Here is a 25,695-nt window from a genome sequence, read left to right as displayed (position 1 = left end):
GGGCTCCGCGGGCGCCGTCACTCCGTGGTGGACGGCGAGTTCGGCGAGGTGGCCGCGGCACCGGACGGGGTCACGGTCGACGCGTCCGCCGCCCCCGACGGCGCCGCCGCCCGGGGCACGGTCCGCTCCGCGGGCGTCGGCGGCAGGCCCGTGGCGTCGGCCGCCCGGTCGCGGAGACTGCGGCGGTGCACCAGCCGTACGGCCACCCCATAGAGCGGCAGCCCGAGGACGAGGCCGGCCCCGGCGCCGAAGAGCGCGGTCGGGAGGTAGTTGAGCGCGCTCACCTCGGGCCCGAACACGGCGCGCGCCCGCAGGACACGGTGCCCGGCACCGGCCGCCACACACAGCGCGAGCAGGGCGGTCAGCAGCAGCCGCAGCCGTACGGTCAGATCCGGCACCGCGACCGGCACGGCCGCCCCGGCCGCCCCGTCGCCGTCCCGCCGCCGCAGGATCGGCCACGCGAACGTGCTCATCGCGACCAGGGCGAGCGCCGAGGTGCCGTACTGGACATACGTATAGAGCGGCAGGCCGCCCACGACCTGGTCCAGGACAGGCACCAGCCGGGTGCCCCAGCGGCCGGGGTGGGTGAAGGCGTCCCAGACCACATGGGTCACCGCCCCGAGTACCGCCGAGACCACGAACCAGCCCACCAGGGCGGCGAGTTCACGAGGCCCCTGAGGGCGCCAGGACCGGCCGCGGACGAAGGTGTGGACCGTGCCGCGCCACGCCCGCGGCACCAGCGCGGTCAACGGCTCGCGCACCAGCAGCCAGCCGCCCACGAGCGCCGCGGTGACCAGCACATCCACGGTCAGCACCCCGGGCAGCGAGTGGGTGAAATCGCCGAAGGCCATGCCGCCGGGAACCAGGGAGTCCGCGTAGTACGTCATATCGGGTGCGAACGACCCCGCCACGAGCGCCGAGGCGACCAGCGGACCGCGGGCCGCACCGTTCCGCCGGATGGCCGGCAGCACGGCGGCGGCATGGCTGAGCGTGAACGGCATGTGCCTCTCCTTGATCGATTCAGATCATTATGGGTCTGAAGCGGGTGGTAGATGCCAGGCCCGAGTTGTCGTAGTCTCGCCTGAGTTGGCGCGCTGGGGAGCGCGATACCGCGTCAGGAGCGCGGTCAGGCAATGCGGAGGGGAACCACGTATGGCAGCCACATTCCGACGGCGGCTCCAAAGGGGAGCGGCCTCGACGGCCGTGGCAGCCCTGGTGCTGGCCGCGCTGACCGCCTCTCAGGCACCGGGAGCCACCGGCGCCGCGGTAGCGAAACGGCGGCCGGCCCCGCCGCCCGCCGATGTCCCGATCGACGGCGGTTCCGCGTACTACACCGACCTGCCGCCCCTCAAGAGCCCGGTGCCGCCGCACGGTTCGCCGCACACCGGCAAGGACCCCGCCACCGGCCGGGGACCCGCCGAGGCCGGCCTCCCCGCCACCGTCCTGGCCGCGTACAAGAAGGCCGCGACCACGATCGACGGCTCCGACCCGGGCTGCCGGCTGCCCTGGCAGCTGCTCGCCGGGATCGGCAAGGTCGAGTCCGGCCAGGCGCGCGGCGGCGCGGTCGACGCCGAGGGCACCACCCTCCGGCCGATACTCGGCCCGCAGCTCAACGGCCACGGCTTCGCGCGGATCACCGACACCGACGCCGGCCGCTTTGACGGCGACCTCACCCACGACCGTGCCGTGGGCCCGATGCAGTTCATCCCGTCCACCTGGTCCAACGGCGGCCCCGACGGCACCGGTTGGGGCGCCGACGGCAACGGCGACGGCAAGAAGGACCCCCATAACGTCTTCGACGCGGCGCTCGCCGCGGGCCGCTATCTCTGCGCCGGCGACCGCGATCTGACGGCCCCGGACGACCTGGACCGGGCGATCCTCGGCTACAACCACTCCGACGAGTATCTGCGCACGGTGCTGTCCTGGTACGCGTTCTACCGCAACGGCACCCACGAGGTACCGGACGGCAAGGGCGTGCTGCCGGTCCACCGCGACGCCGGCCGGTCCGGCGACGACAACGGCGGCCGGTCCGAAGGCAAGCGGCACCACGGCCGCGGCCCCGGCGCCGAGCCGGACAAGAGCCCGCGCCCCGGCGGCTCTGACAAGCCGTCCAAGCCCGGCAAGCCGTCCAAGCCCGGCAAGCCGTCCAAGCCCGGCAAGGGGCAGCAGCACGACCCCGGCAAACCGGGGCGCCCGGACGGCACTCGCCCCACCCCGGGCGGCACGCTGCCCCCCACCCAGAAGCCCACCCCCAGCCCCGAACCCGCACACCCCACCACCCTCGTACGGGTCGGCGACAAGGACCTGACGGCCACCGCGGGCAGCGAGTTCGCCACCCCGCTCCAGGTCCGCGCCCAGGACGACCGGGGCAAGGCCGTCGCCGGTGTCCCCGTCCGCTTCACCCTCCCCCCGACCACCGACGCCCGCTTCCCCGGCGACGCGGCCACCGTCACCGTCACGACGGACAAGGACGGCCTGGCGACCGCCCCCACCCTGCGCGCGGGCGACCGGACCGGGGACTTCCGCATCCGGGTCGGCACCGTGCGGCACACCGCGCCCGCCGTCGAGGTCGGCGCCACCGTCAAGGCCAAGCCCGCCCCCAAGGCCGACAAGCTCGCCCGTACCTCGGACAAGGAGCTGACGGCGACCGCCGGAAAGGCCTTCGCGGAGGACGCGGTCGAGATCAAGGCGACCTACCAGGGCGAGCTCGCGGCGGGTGCGGCGGTCACCGCCACCATGGTCACCAACGATCCGCAGCGGCCCGTGGAGAACGACAAGGGCCCCTACTTCAAGGACCCCGAGGCCACCGGCCACGACGCGGACAAGCCGGTCCGCACACTCACCGGGCTCACCACGGACGCCAACGGCCTGCTGAAACTCCCGAAGATCTACACCGACGCGCACTCGGGAACATTCCTGCTGAGGCTGACCACCGCCGACGGCGCCGTCCTCACCGTCAAGCTGAAGGTCGCCGCCCCGGCCGGCTCCTGACCACGCCGACCGGCCCGCCCACGCGGCCGGTTCCACACCCCGGGCCGCCGTCCGCGCCCGGTATGCCTCCGCCGTCCTGCCCGCCGTCCCGGGCAGGACGGCGGTGCCACGTGTTCTCATCTGCGCCGCCCGTTGCTACGGTGCCCCCGCCCTGACGCAGCATCAGCTCCCGGGAGGCCGACCATGCGCGCCCTGACAGCAGCCGCGGTCGGACTGGCCGCGGCGTTCGCCCTCGTCCTCACCCTCACGGCGACCGGCGCACCCAGCGGCACGACCTCCCCCAAACCGCTGCTGACCACCGTCCCCAAGCACCCCTGAGGGAGGGACGCGACCGCCATGCGCCGTACCGAGCCCACCCCGAGGACCCCCGACGGCCCGCCGCCCGGCCCCGGCCGGCGCCGCCCCGCCCGCGGCATGCGCCGCCGGTCGAGCCTGGTGCTGCTCGCCTGCGCCGTCTTCTTCACCGCACTGTCCCCGCTGATGCGGTGGTACGCCTTCCCCCGGCTCGCCAAGATCCCGCCCGGCCAGTACCAGGACATGGTCCTGGAGGCCCGGCCCGCCACCCTCCTCAACTACGGGACGATGAAGGCCGAACGCGTCCCGAAGGTCACCATCGTGCAGACCCTCAAGGGCGATGTGGCGGCCTCCGACCGGATCGAGAAGTCCGCGGGCCGGGACATCGTCGTCTGGGACGCGCTGTCCTACGTCGCCGGACCCGACGGCAAGATGGTCTCCGCGATCCCCGAGCGCTATCTCTTCGACGCCCACTCCCAGGAACCCGTGCACGCCACCGGCGAGATGGTCGACGGCGACCCGGTGCGCCGCGAGGGCATCGAGTTCAAGTGGCCGTTCCTCACCGAGCGGCGCGACTACACCTACTTCGACGCCCAGACCCGCACCTCGGCCCCCATCCACTACAAGGGGACCCGCACCTTCCGCGGCCTGGAGGTCTACTACTTCGAGCAGACCATCCCCTGGACCAAGGTCGCCCTCCCCAAGAAGATGCCGGTCAAGGGCATCACCCCGCAGTCCGTCGCGAAGATGGGCACCACCCGCTGGTACTCCACCAAGCGGATGTTCTGGGTCGAACCCGTCACCGGCGCCCCCGTCAACGGCCAGGAGATCCACAAGGAGGAGCTGCGTGGCGGCGATCTGCTGCCCGGCGGCGGCAAGGTCACCGCCTTCGCCGGCCATGTGAAGATGCGCGCCGACTACGTCGACTCCACCGTCGCCCTGGTGACCTCACAGCGCACCCTCGTCCTGCTGCTCACCCGCTACCTCCCCTGGGGCTTCCTGCTCCTCGGCGGCGCGCTGCTCGCCCTGAGCCTGTACCTCGAAGCCCGCGGCCGCCGCCCCGCCCCCGCGGCGGCCCGGCCGCCCGCCCCCGCGGCGACGGCTGGTGACGGCGCGGCCGGCGGCGGCCCGTGACGCGGCTCAGCCCCGCCTGAGCCGTGCCGACGTGTGCCGCGTCGGCTCCGCCGCCGACGGATCCTCCGGCCAGGGATGCTTCGGGTAGCGGCCCCGCAACTCCGCGCGCACGGACCGGTACCCGTCCCGCCAGAACGAGGCGAGATCGGCCGTGACGGCGGCCGGCCGCCCCGCGGGGGAGAGCAGATGCACCAGCACCGGCACCCGCCCGCCGGCCACCCGCGGTGACTCCTGCCAGCCGAACAACTCCTGGAGCTTGACCGCCAGCACCGGCTGCGCACCGCCGTAGTCCACCCGGACCCGGGAACCGCTCGGCACCTCGAGACGCTCCGGCGCCAGCTCGTCGAAACGGGCCGCGTCGCCGGTCGCCCACGGCAGCAGCCGGGGCAGCGCCTGCCCCGCATCGATCCGCTCCAGATCGGCCCGCCGCCGCGCCCGCCCCAGCTCCACCCCCAGCCACTCCTCGACGCACTCCAGCAGCGCCGCATCCGAGACATCTGGCCAGGGCGCGCCCAACTCCCGGTGCACGAACGCCATCCGCTCCCGCAACGACGCCGCGGCGGCCGACCACCGCAACAGCCCGAGCCCCTCCCGCCGCAGGCCCGCCACCACCGCGTCCCGCAGCAGCCCGGGGTCGGGGGCGGTCAGCGGCCGGGCCGCCAGCTCGATCGCCCCCAGCCGGGTCACGCGCCGGGCCACCACGTCCCCGTCCGACCAGCGCACCTCCTCACCGGACGCGTACAACGCCGGCGCCGCCGCGACGGCCGTCTCCTCGTCGATCACCGCCGCCAGCCGCACCCGCGCCGACGCGGCCGCCACCGGCCGGTCCGCCACCGCCACCGCCAGCCACGCCGCGTCCCGCAGCCCCGAACCGCCCCCCGCGCCCGGGGAACCCGGCCGCTGCCCCCAGCCGCCCGACGCCCCCGCCGTCTCGGCCCCCGTCCCGGACGCCATCAGGTAACTCCCGCCACCACGGGCCCGGGCCACCCGCTCCGGGAACGCCAGCGCGGCGACGAGACCGGCCACGGCATCATCGGTGAGCGCCGCGCCGGCACCCCGGCCGCCGTCCCCGCCCGACCCGGTACGAGGCTCCCCGGCCGCCGACGCCAACCGCCGCGCCTCCTGCCGCCACCTGGCTCCGTACGCATCCCCGCCCCGCCGCGCGGTGCGCCACGCCGCCGCCAGATCGTCCCCATAGGCCCGCGGCGGCTCCTCGCTCAGCAGGGCGACCACCTCCGCCGCCCGCCGCACCCCGGCCTCCGGCGCCCCGTCCAGCAGGGCCCGCGCCAGCCGCGGATGCAGTCCGAGCCGCGCCATCCGCGCGCCCCGCTCCGTCGCCCGGCCGGCCCCGTCCACCGCACCGATCGCCGTCAGCACCTCCCGCGCCGCGGCCAGCGCACCGGCCGGCGGCGCGTCGAGCAGGGCCAGCCCGTCCGCCGCCGGATCACCCCAGCAGGCCGCCTGAAGCGCGAACGCGGTCAGATCGGCGACCTTGATCTCCGGATCGGGGAACGCCGGCAGCCGCCCGTCCTCCCCCTCCGGCCAGCAGCGGTACACCGCGCCCGGCGCCTCCCGCCCCGCCCGGCCGGCCCGCTGCCGGGCCGCCGCCCTGGAGGCCCGCACAGTGGTGAGCGCACTGAGCCCGCGCGCGTGATCCGTCCGCGGCACCCGCGCCAGCCCGCTGTCCACCACCACCCGCACGCCCGGCACGGTCAGGCTGGACTCCGCCACCGACGTCGTCAGCACCACCCGCCGTGCGCCGTTCCCGCCCGCCAATACGGAATCCTGCACCGCCGCCGGCGCCCGCCCGTGCACCTGAAGCACCTCGGCGTCCACCCCGGCCAGCTCCCCGGCGACCCGCCCGATCTCCCCGACACCGGGCAGGAAACACAGCACATCCCCCGACCGCTCACGCAGCGCCCGCCGCACCACTCCCGCCACATGCGACAGCAGCGCCGGATCGACCCGCGTCCCATGGGGCGGCCGCACCGGCCGCTCCGGCGGCGCCCACACCACCTCCACGGGATGCGACACGCCCGCCGCCTCGACCACCGGCGCCGCGCCCTGCGCACCGCCCAGCAGCCGCGCCCACCCCTCCGCGTCCGTAGTGGCGGACGCCGCCACCAGCCGCAGCTCGGGCCGCAGCGTCTCCCGTACGTCCAGAAGGAACGCCGCGGCGGTATCGGCGTCGAGATGCCGCTCATGGCACTCGTCGAGCACCACCACATCGACCCCGGCCAGCTCCGGATCGCGCTGCAGCCGCTGAAGCAGCACACCGGTGGTCACCACTTCCACGGTGGTACGGGGCCCCGCCCGGCGCTCACCCCGCACCGTGAACCCCACCCGGCCCCAGCCCTGCGCCGGGGCGGCCCCCGTGCCGACCTCCTCGCCCAGGAGCCAGGCCATCCGCCGCGCGGCCGCACGGGCCGCCATCCGGCGCGGCTCGGCGACCAGCACCCGCTGCACCGGCCCCTCGCCGGTCAGCCCCGCCAGATCCAGCGGCACCAGCGTGGTCTTGCCGGTACCAGGCGGGGCACACAGCACCGCGCTCCCGGGCCCGTCGAGGGCGGCGCGCAGCGCGGGCAACGCGGTACGGACGGGCAGCTGGCCAAGGGCGTCACGGCGGATCACGCCCCCAGTCTGCCGCCCCGGCCCCGCACCCCGGCCCGCTGCCCCGGGCCTCCGCGTTGACCACGGCCCCTAAGAGACAGCCCTAGGAATCCGCCGTACACACGAAGATCGCCGTCCCCGGGATCAGATCCCCGCGCAGCGGGGACCAGCCGCCCCACTCCTGGGTGTTCCACTCCGGCCATTCCGGTTCCACGAGATCCTCCAGCCGGAACCCGGCGGCCACCACGTCCCGCACCCGGTCACCCAGCGTCCGGTGGTGCTCGACATACACGGCCCGGCCGGCCTCGTCCTGTTCCACATACGGCGTGCGGTCGAAATACGACGCCGCCACCGACAGCCCCTCCGGCCCCGGCTCGTCAGGGAAGGCCCACCGGATCGGATGGGAGACGGAGAAGACGAACCGGCCCCCCGGCCGCAGCACCCTGCGCACCTCCCGCAGCACCCGCACCGGATCGGCGACGAACGGCAGCGCGCCATACGCGGAGCAGGCAAGATCGAAACTGTGGTCGCGGAACGGCAGCGCCCGCGCGTCCGCCTCCACCAGCCCGACGGCGTCGTCCGTCGCGCCGTCCGCGATCCGCAGTGCGTGCTGGAGTTGCCGGTGGGAGAGGTCCAGCGCCACCGGGAGCGCGCCCTGCGCCGCCAGCCAGCGGGAGCACTGCGCCGCGCCGGCCCCGATCTCCAGTACCCGCCGCCCCTTCAGCTCGGCGGCCGACCCGAGCAGCGCGGCCTCCGCCTCGTCCAGCCCCTCGGGCCCCCAGATGAACCGGTCGTCCCCGAGGAACGCACCGTGCTCGCTCTGATACTCGTCCGCGTTGCGGTCCCACCACCCACGGCTGGCCCGGCTGCTTTCGGTGTCCGAGGCGTCACGGCGGGTCGCCTCGGGCTCGTGGTCTTGGTTCATCGCGCCCGTCGTCGTATTCTTTGCTCTGCTTGTCGCTGCAGGGACTGTGAGGCCGTTCGACCTCGCGGAACATCGCGTGTGCCGGTAATGGGGTATTCCGCCCCCGGTGTGCGCGTTCGCGCATTGACCGGGTCCGGCTGCCCCCGTATGCTACAAGTTGCGCTGCGGGCTTGCGCGCCTCAGACGGAGCAGGCCGCGCTCGCATCTGTATGTATGTCCCCTCGGTTTGAGGCGATTCGGGTCGTTCCGGATGCTTTGCATTTGACGAACGTCTCCCAGACTCGCCCTTCACACTGTCCGGTCTTATGCAGAGGCGATAGAGGCTCTCGGCGTAGCAGTACCTACGACTTCAATGTCCGCACCGGAGCCTTTACCCACATGACGAGCAGCACCGAGACCACCGCCACCACCCCGCAGGTTGCGGTCAACGACATCGGTAACGAGGAAGCCTTCCTCGCCGCGATCGACGAGACGATCAAGTACTTCAACGACGGCGACATCGTCGACGGCGTCATCGTGAAGGTCGACCGGGACGAGGTCCTGCTCGACATCGGTTACAAGACCGAAGGTGTGATCCCGAGCCGCGAGCTCTCGATCAAGCACGACGTCGACCCCAACGAGGTCGTTGCCGTCGGTGACGAGATCGAGGCCCTGGTCCTCCAGAAGGAGGACAAGGAAGGCCGCCTGATCCTCTCGAAGAAGCGCGCCCAGTACGAGCGCGCCTGGGGCACCATCGAGAAGATCAAGGAAGAGGACGGGATCGTCACCGGTACCGTCATCGAGGTCGTCAAGGGTGGTCTCATCCTCGACATCGGCCTCCGTGGCTTCCTCCCGGCCTCCCTGGTCGAGATGCGCCGCGTCCGCGACCTCCAGCCCTACGTGGGCAAGGAGCTCGAGGCCAAGATCATCGAGCTGGACAAGAACCGCAACAACGTGGTCCTGTCCCGCCGTGCCTGGCTGGAGCAGACCCAGAGCGAGGTCCGCCAGACCTTCCTCACCACCCTCCAGAAGGGTCAGGTGCGCTCCGGCGTCGTCTCCTCCATCGTCAACTTCGGTGCCTTCGTGGACCTGGGCGGCGTCGACGGTCTCGTCCACGTCTCCGAGCTGTCCTGGAAGCACATCGACCACCCGTCCGAGGTTGTCGAGGTCGGCCAGGAGGTCACGGTCGAGGTCCTGGACGTCGACATGGACCGCGAGCGCGTCTCCCTGTCGCTCAAGGCGACCCAGGAAGACCCGTGGCAGCAGTTCGCCCGGACCCACCAGATCGGTCAGGTCGTCCCGGGTAAGGTCACCAAGCTCGTTCCCTTCGGTGCGTTCGTGCGCGTCGACGAGGGCATCGAGGGCCTGGTCCACATCTCCGAGCTGGCCGAGCGCCACGTCGAGATCCCGGAGCAGGTTGTCCAGGTCAACGACGAGATCTTCGTCAAGGTCATCGACATCGACCTCGAGCGCCGCCGCATCAGCCTCTCGCTGAAGCAGGCCAACGAGGCCTTCGGTGCCGAGCCGTCGGCGGTCGAGTTCGACCCGACCCTCTACGGCATGGCCGCGTCGTACGACGACCAGGGCAACTACATCTACCCCGAGGGCTTCGACCCCGAGACCAACGACTGGCTCGAGGGCTACGAGACCCAGCGCGAGGCCTGGGAGAACCAGTACGCCGAGGCGCAGCAGCGCTTCGAGCAGCACCAGGCTCAGGTCATCAAGTCCCGCGAGGCCGACGAGCAGGCTGCGGCCGAGGGTGCTGCGGCACCGGCGGCGCAGAGTGGCGGCCAGGCCGGCGGCGGCAACGCCGGTGGCGGCGGCGGCTCCTACTCCTCGGAGTCGGCGGACAACGCCGGCGCCCTGGCGTCGGACGAGGCCCTCGCCGCGCTCCGCGAGAAGCTGGCCGGCGGCCAGAGCTGAGCTCGCGCCGATAGGCAGCGGTCCGCCGCTGCCAGGCACTAGCCGATAGACGAAGGCCCGTTCCCCTAGGGGGGAGCGGGCCTTCGTCGTTTTTGGGGGTGGGGCTTCGGGGTGGAGCTGGGTCGTGTGGGAGAGCGGCAGCGGTGGTGCGCAGGGGGCGGGGGCGTTGTGCGGGAGGGCGGCGAGAACCGGACGGAAGGTGGGGGCTGGGGCGGGGAGCCGGGGGTGAGCTTGCCTGCTTTGTGGGGGAGTTGGTGGTTCTGAGGGGGAGGGAGCGGGAGGGGCCAGGGGGTCGGGGGACTTGGCGTGCGTTGGGGGCGGAGGTGTGGGGATGGCCCGTGGGCGTGCGGCGTCCGTGGGCTCGGGGGTGCGGCAGGCCGGATGGGGGCGCGTGGGGCCGTGGGGCCGTGGGGGGCCGGAAACGGCCGGTTTCGGATGGGCGGGGCGGGGTCCGTGTGTGGCGCCGGTGTGGTGGGGGACTGGCCTGGTGTGGGGCCGGGCGGTGTGCACGGTGGGCCGGGTCATCTCCGTTGGCGGGAATGCCTGCGCCGGGTCGTGCGTTGCCGCTCATGAGAACGAGGAGGAGCGGTCACTGTGTTGGATCCCCAAGGTTTGTACGAATGGGAGCCGAGCGGGCTCGCGGAGGTGGAGGCACTTGCCTCCAGGGACTCTGCCGGACTGGTGCTGCTGTACCACTTCGACGGGTACATCGATGCCGGTGAGACCGGCGACCAGATCGTGGAGCGGCTGTTGGACGGCCTGCAGAACGAGGTCGTCGCCCGCTTCGACCACGATCGCCTCGTCGACTACCGCGCCCGCCGGCCGCTGCTCACCTTCGAGCGCAGCCGCTGGACCGCCTACGAGACCCCGAGCATCGAGCTGCGGCTCGTACGGGACACCACCGACGCGCCGTTCCTGCTGCTGTCCGGCCCCGAACCGGACGTCGAGTGGGAGCGCTTCGCGAGCGCCGTGAAGGAGATCGTGGAGCGGCTCGGCGTGCGCCTCTCGGTGAACTTCCACGGCATCCCCATGGGCGTCCCGCACACCCGCCCCGTGGGCCTCACCCCGCACGGCAACCGCACCGACCTGATGCCGGGCCACGGCGGTTTCTTCGACGAGGCACAGGTGCCCGGCAGTGCGGAGGCGCTGATCGAATTCCGTCTCGCGGAAGCCGGACACGATGTCCTGGGAGTGGCGGCACACGTACCGCACTACATCGCCCGCTCCGCCTACCCGGACGCCGCACTGACCGCGCTGGAGGCCGTGACGGCCGCGACCGGCCTGGTGCTGCCGGGCGCCGCGCACTCGCTGCGCACGGAGGCACTGCGGACCCAGGAGGAGATCGAGCGGCAGATCTCGGAGGGCGACGAGGAACTGGTCGCGCTGGTCAGCGGCCTGGAGCATCAGTACGACGCGGTGGCCGGCGCGGAGAGCCGTGGCAGCCTGGTCGCCGAACCGGCCGAACTTCCATCAGCCGACGAACTCGGCCGGGAATTCGAACGCTTCCTGGCGGAGCGGGAAGGCGATGGCGGGGCGGGCGGGGCCTGAATCGGGTGGTGCCGGAACCGGCGGGTGGCGGAGCTGGACAGGCCCTGATCGGCGACAGGCTCCGGCCCCGGCCGTCGGGCGCCTGATTCGGCCGATGCCTGAGCTGGTCGGCGCCTGAATCAGTGGGAGTCTCCTGCCGTCCGGGCGCAGCGTATAGCGTGGGCCCATGGTGAAGGTGGGGCTGACCGGCGGAATCGGCGCGGGCAAGAGTGAGGTTTCGCGACTGCTGGCGTCGTACGGCGCGGTGATCGTGGACGCGGACAAGATCGCACGCGAGGTCGTCGAGCCGGGTACGCCCGGACTGGCGGCGGTGGTCGAGGAGTTCGGGGCCGACATCCTCGCGCCGGACGGCACGCTGGACCGGCCGAAGCTGGGCGGCATCGTGTTCTCCGACCCCGGCAAGCTCAAGGCGCTGAACGCGATCGTGCACCCGCTGGTCGGGGCACGCTCGGCCGAACTCGAAGCCTCGGCGGGCCCGGACGCGGTGGTGGTGCACGACGTGCCACTGCTGACGGAGAACGGGCTGGCCCCGCTGTACGACCTGGTGGTGGTCGTCGACGCCGCACCCCGGACCCAGCTCGACCGCTTGGTACGGCTGCGTGGCATGGCGGAGGACGAGGCGAAGTCCCGGATGGCAGCCCAGGCGACCCGCGAACAGCGGCTGGCGGTCGCGGATCTGGTCATCGACAACGACGGACCGCTGGAGGCGCTGGAACCGCAGGTCCGCGCAGTGTGGGAGCGCCTGCGGACCGCTTGAGGCCGGACGATACCCTCGCCGCCATGACTGCTGCTTCCGGCGTTGACGCCAAGACCCCTGACAACGAGCCCGATCTCGCCGCGGAGCCCGGCTCCGACACCGCCGCAGAGTCCCCCACTGGCGGGGACGCGGCGCCGGCATCCTTCGTGGTCAACATCCCCGGCATCGCGGACGACGATCTGGAGCCCGATCCTCTGGACCCTTCTCAGATCGTCTCCGGTGATCCGGTGGTGACGGGCAAGGTGCTGTGGGAGGCCCCCGACGGCCGGCAGATACGGGGAATCTGGCAGATCACTCCGGGCGTGGTGACGGACACCGAGGCCAATGAGCTGTTCGTGGTCGTCAGCGGGCGCGCCACCATCGAGGTCGAGGGCGGCTCGGTACTGGAGGTCGGCCCCGGCGACGCCTGCGTCCTGCGCGAGGGCGACCGCACCCGCTGGACCGTGCACGAGACCCTGCGCAAGGCGTACCACATCAGCTTGTAGCGGTAGGGCCCGGCGGGCTGCGGGCTGCGGGCTGCGGGCTGCGGGCTGCGGGCGGGGACGCCTGGTGCCTGGAGGCGGGGCGGTGGAGGCGGAGTAGTGGAGGTGAGGGGGGCGTGGCTCTGGGGCCCCTCCCCTCCCCCCCCGCCCTCCCACCCTCCGCCTCCCCCTCCGAGGTGCCTCGTCGGTCTCCGCCTCGGCCGGTGCCACCTCCTCGGTCTCCGCTTCCGCCCGTGCCACCTCGTCGGGCTCCTCCTCTATTGGTGCCGCCTGCTGCTGCCGGCGCCTCCGCTTCTCGCCCTTCTGCGTTCTCTCGCGTGACACCCCGCCGTCTGTTTTCGGAACCTCCAGGCTGGGGCCGGGGACGGACCGTTGCCCCGCGCCGTCCCTCCATCCCGGTGCACGGTGCGAGCCTCACGCGGGGGCGCCGCTAGGGCCGGTTGAGGCCGGGTCGGCGGGGGAATGCCCGGACCGATGGGATTGTTGTGCCGCAGGCAACGCCGTACGGTCCGCAGGTAAGGGAAGTCCCGACGGCGACCGAGAGGAGCAGGCCGTGCCCGAGAGCAGCCCCGAGACGCATGTCATCGACTTCCGCGCCGCGGAGCAGCTGTTGGCGGCCCGCGACCCGCGCGGGGCGATCCGGCTGCTGGACTCGGTCATCAGCGCGCACCCCGAGAACACCGCGGCTCGGCTGTTGCGCGCCCGTGCCTTCTTTCTCGCCGCTCAACTGCGCCCTGCGGAACTCGAGTTCCAGATCGTTCTGGAGCGCGAACCGGACAATGCCTTCGCGCACTTCGCGCTCGGCCGCACTTTGGAGCGCGCCGGCCGGTCCGAGGAGGCTCTGCGCCACTTCCGACTGGCGGCGGCTCTCGACCCGCGCCCGGATTTCATCGAAGCCGCCCGCTTCGCACGCGACACCGGCGACGGCGATGGCGAACGCGACTCTGGCCCGGCTAACGGCGACCAGTAGTAGCTGAGCGGAGGCCGTTCCACGTCCGCGTCACAGTCGTGGAGCCCGAATCCGGGAGTGCTGGTCGTGAGGCCGCTCTGGGCCCCTCCCGCCCCACTCCGTCTCCATTCCCGACGGTCCTGGGACAGGTAGGCGGTACGGGCCCTGGCAATGCCGCCCCGCAGCTCGTACGGGCACCACCTCGGTGCGCGGGGGCCTCGGCACCGTTGCGCCGCCCCCTACGGCCTGGTGTCCCGTCTCCGGCCTGTGCCGTTGCGTATGCCGAACGCGTCGTTCCGGCCTCGGTCTGGGGCGTAGGGCGGTATGTCCTTGCCCGGCTGGTAGTGCGGTCCCTGGCGGATGTGGCGGATCACCATCGTCAGGTCTGCGGCCGCCACCATCGCCAGCGCGGCACATGCGGCGGCCCATTCCGGCCTGCCGGCGTTGACGAAGGCCACGGCTCCGGCGATCGTCCACAGCAACCCCCACAGCGCCAGCCCACAGCGGATTTTCAGCGGGCTGCGTGCGTGAAGGGGCTCATCTCCTGTACGCATCGGAACCCATCTCCCACCTCCAGGATCCTCCCGATCGACGAGCCAGTCACCTGTCCCTGGCACCTCTTTCCCTACTTTTCACCCTTTGCTCCACGGCTTTGTCGGTGATGGGGCGTGGATCGCCGGCGGGGTGGCTGTTGATCCATGAGAGTCCGCCGAGGCGCCCGGACTCGAGGTCGTGAGCGGCGCGGGCAAGGGCGCCGAGTGCCTCGCCGCCGCCGGCCAGCGCGACCCGGCGGTCCGCGTCCAGGTGTCGTGTCACCTCCACCATCGCTCCCACATTGGTCCGGCACAGGACCGCGTCCGGTACACGGGCCGTGCCCACTCCGTCTCCAGACCGGGCGAACCCGTGAGCCGGATCGGTGCGCCGATGATCGTGAGCCAGCGGTTTGCTTCGGCCGCGAGCGGCGGGCCGAAGCGGAACGAGCGGCAGAGGCTGAGCTGTCTGCCGTCGAATCCCGTCATCACGTCGCGTGCGCCGCGCCAGCCGTAGATGGCCTGGGCGGAGTCCCCGACCAGCACCAGCTGAGCGTGGTCGTGCTGGGCGGTGAAGACCTGCTCGACGACGGGGTTGGTGTCCGGTGCCTCGTCGAGGAGCAGGAAGTCCGCCGGGATGACGGGATCGCGCAGCGCCCACATCTTGAGGTAGTGGTCGTGCTCGAAGCGGACCACGCCGTGATCGGAGTGCTGGAGATCGGCCCAGGCCTTGCGCGCGTAGGGAAGGGTGAGCTCGGCGAGCTGTGCACGCAGCGGCTCGGCTTCGGCTCCGCGCAGGGCGGGACATGGTGTGGTGCGAGCTCCTCGTCGGCCGACTGGCAGAACCGGGTGACGGTGCGCAGGACCGTGTGGGAGAGCGCCCTGTGGGTGACCTTGCGTGCTCCGAGGCGTAAGGACATGCCTTCGTCGATGCCCAGGGCCGCTCCCGTGCGCCATCCCGCTTGCCGGGGGGCTTTCATCCGCGCCTGGTAGTTCCTGCCCACGGCGGTGTAGGCGAGGGCGTGGGCGGTCCCGCAGGTCACCTCGGCGGGGAAGGCGCTGGCGGCGTGGCGGGCGACGGCTCTGTTGAAGGCGATGTAGCGGCCCCGCCGGCCCAGTCGCCGGGCGGTGCGGGCGAGTAGGACGAGGGTCGTCGTTTTGCCGGTGCCGGCGCCGGCCTGGATCACGAGATGCGCGCCGGTTGGGAAGGCCTCCGTCGCGGCGGTTTGTTCGTGCGTGGGGGTGTGCATGAGAGCTCCTCACCGATGCCGATTGATTGATCACTGAGAGTGATGACGTCACTCACCGTAGCGGATTTCGGGGTGTGGGCAAGGAGATTTTCGTGGGCTGTGGATAACCCTGGTCGGTGGGTGAAACGCGCAGGTGGGGGGCGTTGTCAGTGCTGTCTGCTTCCATCGGGGTCAGGCAGCGGCGGTCGGACGATCGTCGGCGGGCGGGGGCGGCATGGCTGCCGTCGGCCGGACGAGGGCGACAGGCCGTGCGCTCGCTGTCTCCGTCATGGCGTCGGGCTCGTGCCGCGGCGGGGCGGGGCCGAGGGCGGGGTGACCGGTGATTCATCGCCTGCCGCTCAATCGGTGGCAGGCGCAGACGCGGGAGAGGGGGCGGGAGACGCAGTGGGGACGACCGTAGACTCGCAGGTCGGGGGCGTAGGAGCAGGGCGGGCGCGGCAGGCTCGGAGGGTGCCGCGACCGGGGCGGAGCGACCAGGCATTCGACCAGGCGGCAGGGGACGGAATGGCGAGGCGGTGGGAGACGGCAGCGAGGGAGACCCGGTCGCCGGACGGCGCGCCCGCTGCCACCCTGCCTGGGGGCACGGGGCAGGGTCGCGGAATCGGCGACGCCGCCCTGGCCGGCTGCGCCGCGGTCTTTCTCCCCGCCCAGCTGCCACGCGCCGGGAAGATCGCTCTTTGGCAGCCTGATGGCGGGCCGCTTCCGGACCTCACCGCCCGGGGAAGCGACGAAGCGGCGTGGGACGGGCACGGAGCCGCCGAGCAGGGGACGCTGACCGTCGCCCGCCGTCATGGGAACGGTGCCCGCAGTCGTACGGTCCCCGCCGTCCTGCTCCCGGTGGCTGAGGCCGTCCCCTTGCTGGTCGATGCCCGGCACGACACGACGGCTCACCCGGCCGCCGCCTGCTGGGGCGCGGCCACCCTGTATGCGCTGCACCTCGCTGCCCGCGGTCGCATGCTGCCCGGACTGACCCTCGACGACACCGACGCCTGGCGCGCCGGCCCGCTGGACGCCGAGGACATCGCGCACCTCCGGGCCATCGCCGCCGCCATGCCCGCCGAGGCGCATGCCGTGCCGATCCCCGGCAGCCGTCCTCTTCAGGTGACCGATCCCGCGGTCCTGGTACGGCTCTACGTGGACGCGGTCGTTGATGCGCTGCCCCGTACGCCCGCCGCCGGGCTGGTGGCCGGTGCCCCGTTCGCCGCGAGCGCGCCCCAGCACCTTCCCGGCGCCCGGGAATGGGCCGCCGAGGTGGCGGCCGGTGTCGATGCCGGTGTGCGGCTCTCCCTGCGCCTCGACCTCGCCCCCCACAAGCTCTTCGACAGGGCAGAGGAGGGCGCGGCGGGCGGCACCGAGGAGCGCAGTGCGGCCGCCGCCGTCCTGCAGGTGCACAGCCTCACCGACCCCACCCTGGTCGCCGACGCCCGGGACCTGTGGGAAGGCGAAGGCCCCGACCACTTCGGGCCGCGTTCCCGGGTGGACACGCTCCTTGCGCTGCGCCGCGCCGCCCGTATCTGGCCGCCGCTCGCCCGGCTCCTGGAGCGGCCGGTCCCCGACGTACTGCCGCTCGGCGAGGACGAGTTGTACGACCTGCTGGGGGAAGCCGCGCCACGCCTGGGCGCCGCGGGCGTCACCGTCCACTGGCCCAGGGAGATCGCCCGTGGCCTGACCGCCGCGGCGGTACTGCGCCCGGCGCCGGGCTCGGCCGCGGACGGTTTCGGCTTCTTCGACACCAGTGAACTGCTGCAATTCCGCTGGCAGCTGGCGATGGACGGAGTGTCGCTGACCGAGGCGGAAATGGATGCCCTTGCGGAGGCACACCGGCCCGTCGTCCGGCTGCGTGACCAGTGGGTGCTGGTGGACCCCGGGCTGGTCCGCAAGGCCCGTAAGCGCGAACTGGGCTACCTGGAGCCGGTCGACGCCCTCGCCGCCACGCTCAACGGCACCGCCGAGGTGGACGGCGAGGAGGTTGAGGTGGTACCCCAGGGCGCCCTCGCCGCACTGCGCGGCCGCCTCACCACCGAGGCCCGCCCGCTGCCCCAGCCGCCCGGACTGCGGGCCACCCTCCGCGACTACCAACTACGGGGCGTGGCCTGGCTCGACACCATGACCTCCCTCGGCCTCGGCGCCTGCCTCGCCGACGACATGGGCCTGGGCAAGACCCTCACCGTCATCGCGCTCCATCGGCACCGGCGGCCGAGCGCACCCGTCCTGGTGGTCTGCCCGGCCTCCCTGCTGGGCAACTGGCAGCGCGAGATCGAGCGCTTCGCCCCCGGTACACCCGTCCGCCGCTTCCACGGCGCCGGCCGCAGCCTCGACAGCCTCGACGGCGGCTTCGTGCTGACGACCTACGGGACGATGCGCAGCAGCGCCACCCAGCTGGCCGGGCGGTCATGGGCCTGGGTCGTCGCCGACGAGGCCCAGCACGTGAAGAACGCGCGCTCCTCGACGGGCAAGGCGCTGCGCAGCATCAAAGCCCCCGCCCGGATCGCCCTCACCGGCACGCCCGTGGAGAACAACCTCTCCGAGCTGTGGGCCCTCCTCGACTGGACGACCCCCGGGCTCCTCGGAACCCTCAAGACGTTCCGCGCACTGCACGCCCGTGAGGTCGAGGGCGGCGAGGATCCGGCGGCGGCCGAGCGGCTGGCCAGGCTGGTGCGCCCGTTCATCCTGCGCCGTAAGAAGTCCGACCCGGGGATCGCGCCCGAACTGCCGCCCAAGACCGAGACGGACCACCCGGTGGCACTGGGGCGCGAACAGGCCGCGCTCTATCAGGCCGTCGTCCGCGAGACCCTCACCCGGATCGAGACCGCCGAAGGCATCGCCCGCCGCGGCCTGGTCATGAAGCTGCTCACCGCCCTCAAACAGATCTGCAACCACCCCGCGCAGTACCTGAAGGAGGCCGCGCCCGGCATCGCCGCCCGCTCCGGGAAGCTCGAACTCCTCGACGAACTCCTGGACACCATCCTGGCCGAGGGCGGCGCCACCTTGATCTTCACCCAGTACGTGGGCATGGCGCGGCTGCTGGAACGGCACCTGGCCGTCCGCGGCATCCCGGCGCAACTCCTGCACGGCGGCACCCCCGTCGCCGAACGGGAGAAGATGGTCGACCGCTTCCAGTCCGGGCACGCGCCGGTCTTCCTGCTGTCCCTGAAGGCGGCGGGCACCGGTCTGAATCTGACCCGCGCCGGACATGTGATCCACTACGACCGCTGGTGGAATCCGGCGGTGGAGGAGCAGGCCACCGACCGTGCCTACCGGATCGGCCAGACCCAGCCCGTCCAGGTCCACCGGCTGATCGCCGAGGGCACCGTCGAGGACAACATCGCCCAACTCCTCAGCGCCAAACGGGCGCTCGCCGACGCGGTGCTCTCCGGTGGCGAGACCGCGCTCACCGAGCTCTCCGATGCCGACCTGGCCGACCTCGTCTCCCTCAGGAGGCCCGGATGAACCCTCGCCGCACCTCCGGGCGCGCCGCCGCCGCGGACCGGCTGGCCCGCGCGGACCGTTCCCGTACCTTCCCGCCCCTGCCGGTCCGGCCCGGTGCCCGGGGGCTGTTCGCCGAATCCTGGTGGGGCAGCGCCTGGCTGGACGCACTGGAGACCGCCGCGCTCGACAGCGCCCGGCTCGCCCGCGGCCGCACCTACGCCCGCGACGGCCATGTCGACACCATCAACGTCACCCCGGGCCGCATCGTCGCCACCGTACGCGGCAGCAGGCCCCGGCCCTACAGCGTGGACATCCGCCTGCGGACCCTCAGCGACCAGGAGTGGGACGGCCTCCTGGATGCCATCGCCGCCGAGCCCGACCAACTGACCGCCCTGCTGGCCAAGAAGCTGCCCCGGGCGCTGGCCGAGGGCGAGACGCGTCTCCTCCCCGGGCCGGGCGACCTCGTCCCCCGATGCTCGTGCCCCGACCACGGCAGGCCCTGTAAGCACGCCGCCGCACTCTGCTTCCAGGTGGCCCGTCTCCTGGACGCGGACCCGTTCGTGCTGCTGCTGATGCGCGGCCGCGGCGAACGCGAACTCCTCGACGACCTCTCCCGCCGCAACGCCGCCCGCACCGCCCACGAAGCCCGCGCCCACAGCGTCGCCACCACCTCGCCGCTCCCGCAGGGGCAGGGGCCCGAGGGCCGTCCGGCGACGCCAACTGCCGTCCCTGGAGCGGCTGCTGAGGCGGCCCCCGGAGAGCGTGGGGCACCGAGGACGTCCACACCGCACGGTGTCCTGGCCAGAGTGGCGCTCGCCGACCGCCCCCGGCCGCCGCTACCGCCCCCGATGCCGGCGCCCCCACAGCCCGGCCGCCCGCCGGCCCTGCCGGACGGCGACGGCTTGCCCTTCGACCCCGCCGCCCTCGAATTCCTGGCGGCCGACGCCGCCGCCCGCGCACACGCCTGCGTGACCGCCGCCGCGTCCCCCAGTCCTGGCTCCGGACGCCCGCCCGTCCACAGCCCGTTCCCGTCACTGCCCCCATGGGAGGACGCCATCCGACTGACGGCCACCGCCCACCCCACCGCGGGCCTGACCTCCACCACCCGGGCTCTCTACCGCGACCTCGCCGCGGCGACCGGCCGTACGACCACGGACGTGGCGCGTGCCGTCGCCGCCTGGCGGCAGGGCGGACCCGAGGGCCTCACCCTCCTCGACACCCCCTGGAACCCGCCGGCCGGCGACTTCGACCGGGCCCGCAGCGCCCTCCTCGCCGCAGACCTGCCGTCCCTGCGCCCGCGCCACAACCACCTCACCGACCCGGCCCGCGGCATCCAGCTCCGCTTCGGCCACGACCACCGCTGGTATCCGTACGAATCCGAGCCCGGCACCGAGGACTGGTGGCCCACCGGCCCGGCCGACCCCGACCCCGTGGGCGCCCTCACCGCCCTGCTCGCGCGATGACTAACCTCAACGCCGTGGAAGGTCTCGACGCACTCACCCGGTCCCTCGCCCGGCGCACCCCCGAACAGCTCGCCGCGCTCCTCAGCCGCCATGCCGAGCCGCTCGCCCGCCGGCCCGCCCCCACCGAACTCCGCGGCCTGGCCGGTGCCTTGTGGTCCTACGAAACCCTCCACCAACTGGTGCTGCACCTCGACCACCCCCGGCTTCAGGTGCTCACCGCCACCGCCCGCATCAGCCAGGAGCGCGCCCGGAACGCCGCCCCCGGCCCCGCGGCCCCCGCCCCGGGCGCCGACTACCAGTCCCTGATGGCGCACCGGCTGTCCTTCGCCCACCTGGCCACCGAACCCGTCCTGCCCGAAGACGTCTTCGCCGCCCTCGGCGCCACCCCGCCCGGCCCCGCTCGCACCGCCGCCGAAACCGCCCTGCACGCCCTCTACGAGGACGGACTCGCCGCGCCCACCGAGGACGGCGCGATCGTCGTCCCGCCGCGCACCCCGCAACTCCTCGCCGCCCACGACACCGGCCCGCTCCTCGCCGACGCCCCGCGCCCCACTCCGGACGGCCCGGACGACTCCGCCACACCCGCCGCATCCGTCCCGTCGACCTCGCTGTACGACGAATCCCGGGCCGCCGCGGCAACCCTGGCCGCCACCCTGGACCGCCTGCTGGCTTCCCTGGCGACGCAGCCCGCCGCGCTGCGCAAGTCGGGCGGGCTGGCCGTACGGGAGATCAAACGGCTGGCCAAAGCGGCCGGCGCCACCGAACCGCACAGCCGCCTCCTTCTCGACCTGGCGCTCGCCGCCGACCTGATCGCGCTGACCCGCACCCCGTCCGGCATTACCGCGCTCCCCACCGGCGCCTACGACGACTGGCTCGGCCGCCCGCCCGGCGCCCGCCTCGCCCCCGTATTGGCCGCCTGGTCAGGGCTGTGGGACATCCCCACCCACACCCCGTTCGGCGAGACCCCGACCGCGCTGGTCCGCGGCCACGACCGGCACGCGCCCGCCCTCCGGCACGCCCTCCTCGCCGCCCTGGCCACCGTCCCCGACGGGGCGGGAGCGCCCCTCCCGTCACTGCCGTTCACCGAACCTCTGGAGCACGAGACCGGCAGCGACACCCCCTGGAACGCTCTCCTCCGGGCGGCGGACTGGCACCGCCCCCTCGCCGTCACCCACCAGCCGATGGCCGGGGAACGTGCCGCCCACACCCTCCACGAGGCCGCCTACCTCGGCATCGTCGCCCACGGCACCCTCACGCCGCTCGGCCGCGCACTGCTCACCGACCCCCGGTCGCTGGACCGGCCACTCGCCGATCTGCTGCCGCCGCTCCTCGAACAGGCCCATTTTCAGGCCGATCTGACCGTCGTCGTGCCCGGCCGCCCCGCCGCCGCGCTCGCCGCCCTGCTCACCTCCGCGGCCGATCGCGAATCCGAGGACCACGCCGTGACCTGGCGCTTCACCCCCGCCTCCGTACGCCGCGCACTGGACGCCGGCCACACCGCCGACACCCTCCTGGCGGACCTCACCCGCGCCTCGGCGACCGGCGCCCTGCCGCAGCCCATCGACTACCTCATCCAGGACACCGCCCGCGCCCATGGCCGGATGCGCGTCCTGCCCGCCGCCTGCTGCATCCGCTCCGACGACGAGGCCCTCGTCAAGGAACTCGCCGCCCACCGAGGGCTGCACGACCTCGGGCTGCGCGCCATCGCCCCGACCGTCCTGGTCAGCGCCCGGCCACCGGCCGCCACCCTGGACGCGCTGCGCGCCGTCGGCTACGCACCGACCCTGGAATCCGACACCGGCACCACCACCGTCGAACGCCTCCCCACCCACCGCGCCACGGCACCCGCCCCCACCCGTGACCACCGGGCGCCACTCGCCCTCGCCCACCGCCTCCTGGGGGTTCCGGCGCCACGCCAAGAGGCCACAAAGCCCGCGGGGGAGTGACCCGTTGGCGGGGGACGCCTCCGTCCACGACGGGATCAACGGTTCCGGCGAGCTTCCTCGGCGTCCGCCGCGCCCCAGGACCGCCCCTCGCCGCTGCGTGTGCGCAGTCGTGGAGCGAGGAGGGCCACCGGGCTGACGGGCGCCCACGATCACCCCGTCAGCCGTCAGCCGTCAGCCGTCAGCCGTCAGCCGGTTTCCGCCGCGTCGCCCAGTTGATCCGGCGCAGCGCCGTCGGCCCGAAGCTGAGCGGGCGGGGGAGGCGTCTGGAGGCGGGCGTGGAGCCGGGAGGGAGGGGCGGGGCCGTGGGCTGTCCCGGAGCGGGCGGCGCGGCCGAGAGGGCGGTGGCGGGCCGCGCCGAGAGGGCCGGGGCGGCACCGGCGGCGGACGGGCTTCCGGGCGGCGCTGCGAGGGGCGCCGGGACCGGACCGGGCGACATCTGCCGGGCCGGTGCGCTGCCGGCCGTGGGCCGGGTCCGTGCCGTCCCCCGGAGCAGGCCGAGTGCGGCGGTGGGGCGCAGGAGCGGGGCCGCGGGGGAGGCGGGCGCGAGGACGTCGAGGTAGGCGCGGCGGACGGCCCGGCCGGTCGTGGGGGAGGGGCGCAGGTCGCCGGTGGCCACGGACCACGATTCCTGGGCGAGGCGTCCGATGGTCCGCTGCATCTTGCGGGCGAGGGACGGCTCGTCGATGCCGTGCCGTCGTAGTGCCCCGCGCAGCGCGGCGGCCCCGTGGGCGGCGAGGGACAGGCCCTGACCGCAGTCGTGGGCGAGCGAGACCACGGCGCCGCCGAGGGCGATGAACCCGGTCGGCCAGGACGGCAGCTGCTCATAGCGCCGCCGCCGGTTCGAGGTGTCGCGGGTGAGCCGCACCTCGCTCAGCGGCTCGGCGTCGGCGATGAGGTCGGCGATGGCGGGGTGGCCGGTGCGGCGGGCGAACGGGACGAAGCGGCCCGCGTGTTCGGAGGGCCGGTCGTCCCCGGTGCCGGTGAGCGTGACCAGCCAGCGTCCGCCTTCGATCGGAACCAGCGTCGCCGTCCTCCCCGGAAACGGGCGGCGGTGCCGTGGGCCAGGGCCGGTGAGCGCCGAACGGGCGGTGAGCACCGCGCAGTTCTCCGCGCCCTCGGTGGCGCGGAAGATCCGGGTCGCCGAGACGGTCCCGGAGTCCGCCACGTCCTCGTGAGCGGCCGGCAGCCCCAGCGTGGTCAGCCACTCCCGGGTGGGGGAGTGCCGACCCGTCGCGTCGACGACGAGGTCGGCGTCGAGCAGGTAGCCGGCGCCGCTGGTGGTGTCCCGGACGCGTACCCCGGTGATGTGTTCGGCGGTACCGGTCAGTTCGGTCGCTTCGGTTCCGTCGAGGACGGTCACCCCGGGGAGGGCCGGTACCTGCCGGCGGATGACCCGGTCGAGCAGATCGCGGGAGCAGGCGAGCAGATACCGGGAGCGCGCGCGGCGGCCCGGCCGGCCCTTGGGGGAGCGGCCGGCGAACTCCGCCGGTAACGGCATCCGGCGGGCGCCCTCCGCCAGCCAGCGCGCGGCACTGCCGGGCAGCACGGAGTCGATCAGCCGGACGCCGTCCGCCGTCAACAACTGCGCGTGCCGGGCCTGCGGGAGGTCCGTGGGGTGGGCGGGGGTCCGCGGCAGCCGCTCCCGTTCGACGACGATCACATCGGCGTGTCCGGACAGGGCCGCGGCGGCGAGCATGCCCGTGAAGCCGCCGCCGAGCACCACGGCGAGGTAAGGGTGGGTGAACTCGAGCCCGTTGCTGCTCGACGCGTTCATGGGCAGTCCCTTTCTCGGCAGCGGCGCGCCGTTCCCCGGCGGGAGCGGGACACGTCCAGAAAGGGCGGTGCCGCATACGGTCGGGAACGTCGGCGGGCGGCGGCGATGACGGCGTCGGAGGCGGCCGCGAAGGAAGCCGTGAAGGATGCCGCCAACGAGGACGGCAAGGATGCGGAGGCGTTCCGCAGGAAGCGCAGCGCTGCCGATGGAAGCGGCTGTGCGCGTTGTGGGTCCCGGCAGGCCGACGCGAACGCCGGCCTGCTGCCCCCCGATTTCCCCATCATGATTCCCCCTCAGGCCGTGCCCGCCCCGCCCTGCGCACCGCCACGTCCTCCTCCGCCACCCGCCCGAATTACCGGGTGCGGTGGGCGGGCACATCTGCCTCGCGGAGCGTGCTCCGCCCGGGGGACGCGGCCGTCACATGTGGTCGGCAGCGGACACATTTCGGGATCGTAGGCGGCGGCGATCACTTCCGACAGCCGGGTTTGAGCGAGAGATACGAGGCAGCCACCCCCGGGATACCGATGGGTAGATGCGCAGCAAAACGGCCCAATGGGCGGAAAACGCCGTGGCGTTTTCTCGCGACGCGAGAAAGCGGGCGGGAAATCCTCACGGGAAGAGGAGCGGGGGCGTCCGGAGCCCCGCATGGTTGGCGCGAAATGATCGGGTGACCGCGGGCAGTTGGCCGCCGTGCCTACCCTGTGCGGGCACCGCACCGGAGAACCCGAGGGAGAGTCGTGCGCGCGATTGTGATGCGAGAATTCGGCGGCCCGGACGTGCTGCGGCTCGAAGACATGCCCGAACCCGCACCCCGCGGCGGCCACTCGCTGGTCGACGTGACCCTGGCCGGTATCAATTACGCGGACGTGCACGCCCGGGGGGACTCCTATCTCGCGCCCGTCGAGCTGCCGTACGTACCCGGCAACGAGGTCGTGGGGACCGTCGACGGCGGACGGCGCGTCGTCGGGCTGTGCCGCGGCGGCGGATACGCGGAACGGACGCTGCTGCACCGCCGCGTCACCTGGGACGTCCCCGACGCCATCAGCGACGAACAGGCCGTCGCCCTGGCGCTCCAGGGCAACAGCGCCTGGCATCTGCTGTTCACCTCGCTGCGCCTCACCGAGGGCGAGACCGTGGTGGTGCCCGCCGCGGCGGGCGGCGTCGGTTCGCTGGCCGTCCAGCTCGCCGCGCGCGCCGGCGCCAAGGTCATCGGTCTCGCCGGCTCCCCGGGAAAGCGCAAACTCGCCGCCGAATTGGGCGCCCACGCGGTGGTCGACTCGACCGCCGAGGACCTGACGGAGCGCATCCTGGACGCGGCCGGCGGTCCCGTGGCGGCGGCGCTGGAGATGACCGGTGGCGTCACCTTCGAGCGGACCCTCGCCGCCGTCGCGCCGCGCGGCCGGCTCGCGGTGTACGGGTTCGCGGGCGGCGAGCTGGCGAGCGTGCCCACCCGGGAGCTGATGGAGCGGAGCCTCACCGTCTCGGGCTTCTGGCTGCCGCAGCTCTACGCGGACCGTACGGCGCTGCCGACGTCCATGCGGGCCATGTTCGACGCGGTCGCCGAGGGCACCCTCAAGCCGCTGACCGGCGCCGTCTACGGGCTCGGGGAGGCGGCACGGGCGCACCACGAGCTGGCCGCCCGCACGCCGACCGGGAAGCTGGCGCTCGACGTCACCCGGTAAGACGGGCGGCCCGGGGGACCGGACGGGTA

The 25,695-nt window shown here is 73.5% G+C and carries 17 protein-coding genes and 1 pseudogene; 12 read left to right on the top strand and 6 right to left on the bottom strand.

The features are described 5' to 3' along the window. Positions 1-17 precede the first annotated feature (17 nt). Positions 18-1,001, bottom strand: a complete 984-nt coding sequence (locus tag QT196_RS10355) for a DUF4184 family protein (RefSeq protein WP_168478608.1) — start codon at positions 999-1,001, stop codon at positions 18-20. Between the two features lie 151 nt (positions 1,002-1,152). On the opposite strand from QT196_RS10355, the gene QT196_RS10350 reads away from it, so the two are divergent. From QT196_RS10350 to QT196_RS10340, 3 genes are all read left to right on the top strand, one after another. Beyond that, positions 1,153-2,991 (top strand): lytic transglycosylase, encoded by a 1,839-nt coding sequence (locus QT196_RS10350; RefSeq protein WP_290354788.1) that lies wholly within the window; start codon positions 1,153-1,155, stop codon positions 2,989-2,991. A gap of 183 nt (positions 2,992-3,174) precedes the next feature. After that, the gene (locus QT196_RS10345; RefSeq protein ID WP_107050279.1) at positions 3,175-3,309 is read left to right on the top strand and encodes an SPW_0924 family protein; all 135 of its coding nucleotides are present in this window, start codon (positions 3,175-3,177) and stop codon (positions 3,307-3,309) included. 96 nt (positions 3,310-3,405) lie between these two features. Beyond that, the gene (locus QT196_RS10340; RefSeq protein WP_266731417.1) at positions 3,406-4,419 is read left to right on the top strand and encodes a DUF3068 domain-containing protein; all 1,014 of its coding nucleotides are present in this window, start codon (positions 3,406-3,408) and stop codon (positions 4,417-4,419) included. 6 nt (positions 4,420-4,425) lie between these two features. On the opposite strand, the gene hrpB is transcribed toward QT196_RS10340, so the two are convergent. Together hrpB and QT196_RS10330 are read right to left on the bottom strand one after the other, a co-directional pair. Further along, on the bottom strand, positions 4,426-7,050 hold the full coding sequence (gene hrpB, locus QT196_RS10335) for an ATP-dependent helicase HrpB (protein ID WP_290354787.1): 2,625 nt from the start codon (positions 7,048-7,050) through the stop codon (positions 4,426-4,428). An 82-nt stretch (positions 7,051-7,132) separates the two neighbouring features. Further along, complete coding sequence (locus QT196_RS10330; protein WP_168478607.1) at positions 7,133-7,954, bottom strand: class I SAM-dependent methyltransferase; 822 nt, start codon at positions 7,952-7,954, stop codon at positions 7,133-7,135. Between the two features lie 378 nt (positions 7,955-8,332). Between QT196_RS10330 and rpsA the strand changes: the two genes are divergently transcribed. The 5 genes from rpsA (at position 8,333) to QT196_RS10305 (ending at position 13,613) form a co-directional block, all read left to right on the top strand. Further along, on the top strand, positions 8,333-9,856 hold the full coding sequence (rpsA, locus tag QT196_RS10325; RefSeq protein ID WP_266730236.1) for a 30S ribosomal protein S1: 1,524 nt from the start codon (positions 8,333-8,335) through the stop codon (positions 9,854-9,856). Between the two features lie 594 nt (positions 9,857-10,450). After that, positions 10,451-11,404, top strand: a complete 954-nt coding sequence (locus QT196_RS10320; RefSeq protein WP_168478606.1) for a PAC2 family protein — start codon at positions 10,451-10,453, stop codon at positions 11,402-11,404. A gap of 166 nt (positions 11,405-11,570) precedes the next feature. Further along, positions 11,571-12,161, top strand: coding sequence for a dephospho-CoA kinase (gene coaE, locus QT196_RS10315; protein WP_168478605.1), 591 nt, complete (start codon positions 11,571-11,573; stop codon positions 12,159-12,161). A gap of 23 nt (positions 12,162-12,184) precedes the next feature. After that, on the top strand, positions 12,185-12,646 hold the full coding sequence (locus QT196_RS10310) for a cupin domain-containing protein (RefSeq protein ID WP_248001083.1): 462 nt from the start codon (positions 12,185-12,187) through the stop codon (positions 12,644-12,646). A gap of 550 nt (positions 12,647-13,196) precedes the next feature. Beyond that, entirely contained in the window at positions 13,197-13,613 is a 417-nt protein-coding gene (locus tag QT196_RS10305) for a tetratricopeptide repeat protein (RefSeq protein ID WP_168478604.1), read from the top strand. 218 nt (positions 13,614-13,831) lie between these two features. Here the strand turns inward: QT196_RS10305 and QT196_RS10300 are convergent, their stop codons facing one another. Next, positions 13,832-14,146 carry a DUF6343 family protein gene (locus QT196_RS10300; protein WP_168478603.1) on the bottom strand — a complete coding sequence of 105 codons (315 nt, stop codon included), beginning with the start codon at positions 14,144-14,146 and terminating at the stop codon, positions 13,832-13,834. Between the two features lie 160 nt (positions 14,147-14,306). After that, positions 14,307-15,372 (bottom strand): annotated as a pseudogene (locus tag QT196_RS10295) (UvrD-helicase domain-containing protein); the annotation flags it as partial. A 504-nt stretch (positions 15,373-15,876) separates the two neighbouring features. Here QT196_RS10295 and QT196_RS10290 point away from each other — a divergent pair. From QT196_RS10290 to QT196_RS10280, 3 genes are read left to right on the top strand one after another with little or no spacing between them, the layout of a single operon-like run. Continuing rightward, the gene (locus QT196_RS10290; protein WP_290354786.1) at positions 15,877-18,822 is read left to right on the top strand and encodes a DEAD/DEAH box helicase; all 2,946 of its coding nucleotides are present in this window, start codon (positions 15,877-15,879) and stop codon (positions 18,820-18,822) included. Next, positions 18,819-20,264 carry an SWIM zinc finger family protein gene (locus QT196_RS10285; protein WP_266730227.1) on the top strand — a complete coding sequence of 482 codons (1,446 nt, stop codon included), beginning with the start codon at positions 18,819-18,821 and terminating at the stop codon, positions 20,262-20,264. Before QT196_RS10290 ends, QT196_RS10285 begins: the two co-directional genes overlap by 4 nt. Next, positions 20,261-22,210, top strand: a complete 1,950-nt coding sequence (locus QT196_RS10280) for a helicase-associated domain-containing protein (RefSeq protein WP_290354785.1) — start codon at positions 20,261-20,263, stop codon at positions 22,208-22,210. Before QT196_RS10285 ends, QT196_RS10280 begins: the two co-directional genes overlap by 4 nt. Positions 22,211-22,388: 178 nt before the next feature. On the opposite strand, the gene QT196_RS10275 is transcribed toward QT196_RS10280, so the two are convergent. Then, a complete protein-coding gene (locus QT196_RS10275) occupies positions 22,389-23,984 on the bottom strand; it encodes an FAD-dependent monooxygenase (protein ID WP_168478602.1) in 1,596 nt (531 codons plus the stop codon). A 737-nt stretch (positions 23,985-24,721) separates the two neighbouring features. Between QT196_RS10275 and QT196_RS10270 the strand changes: the two genes are divergently transcribed. Continuing rightward, complete coding sequence (locus tag QT196_RS10270; RefSeq protein WP_290354784.1) at positions 24,722-25,666, top strand: zinc-binding dehydrogenase; 945 nt, start codon at positions 24,722-24,724, stop codon at positions 25,664-25,666. The last annotated feature ends 29 nt before the right edge of the window (positions 25,667-25,695 follow it).

It is taken from the genome of Streptomyces sp. P9-2B-2 (assembly GCF_030406865.1).
GTDB classification, from domain to species: Bacteria; Actinomycetota; Actinomycetes; order Streptomycetales; family Streptomycetaceae; genus Streptomyces; species Streptomyces platensis.
This window is presented reverse-complemented; position numbering and strand designations above follow the sequence as displayed.

What these genes read in the sequence shown, in the direction of transcription:
- QT196_RS10350 (WP_290354788.1), top strand. Translation starts at nt 1,153, where the DNA reads ATGGCAGCCACATTCCGACGGCGGCTCCAAAGGGGAGCGGCCTCGACG.
- QT196_RS10290 (WP_290354786.1), top strand. Translation starts at nt 15,877, where the DNA reads ATGGCGAGGCGGTGGGAGACGGCAGCGAGGGAGACCCGGTCGCCGGAC.
- QT196_RS10345 (WP_107050279.1), top strand. Translation starts at nt 3,175, where the DNA reads ATGCGCGCCCTGACAGCAGCCGCGGTCGGACTGGCCGCGGCGTTCGCC.
- QT196_RS10280 (WP_290354785.1), top strand. Translation starts at nt 20,261, where the DNA reads ATGACTAACCTCAACGCCGTGGAAGGTCTCGACGCACTCACCCGGTCC.
- QT196_RS10285 (WP_266730227.1), top strand. Translation starts at nt 18,819, where the DNA reads ATGAACCCTCGCCGCACCTCCGGGCGCGCCGCCGCCGCGGACCGGCTG.
- coaE (WP_168478605.1), top strand. Translation starts at nt 11,571, where the DNA reads ATGGTGAAGGTGGGGCTGACCGGCGGAATCGGCGCGGGCAAGAGTGAG.
- QT196_RS10310 (WP_248001083.1), top strand. Translation starts at nt 12,185, where the DNA reads ATGACTGCTGCTTCCGGCGTTGACGCCAAGACCCCTGACAACGAGCCC.
- QT196_RS10300 (WP_168478603.1), bottom strand. Translation starts at nt 14,146, where the DNA reads ATGCGTACAGGAGATGAGCCCCTTCACGCACGCAGCCCGCTGAAAATC.
- QT196_RS10330 (WP_168478607.1), bottom strand. Translation starts at nt 7,954, where the DNA reads ATGAACCAAGACCACGAGCCCGAGGCGACCCGCCGTGACGCCTCGGAC.
- QT196_RS10275 (WP_168478602.1), bottom strand. Translation starts at nt 23,984, where the DNA reads ATGAACGCGTCGAGCAGCAACGGGCTCGAGTTCACCCACCCTTACCTC.
- QT196_RS10355 (WP_168478608.1), bottom strand. Translation starts at nt 1,001, where the DNA reads ATGCCGTTCACGCTCAGCCATGCCGCCGCCGTGCTGCCGGCCATCCGG.
- QT196_RS10340 (WP_266731417.1), top strand. Translation starts at nt 3,406, where the DNA reads ATGCGCCGCCGGTCGAGCCTGGTGCTGCTCGCCTGCGCCGTCTTCTTC.
- rpsA (WP_266730236.1), top strand. Translation starts at nt 8,333, where the DNA reads ATGACGAGCAGCACCGAGACCACCGCCACCACCCCGCAGGTTGCGGTC.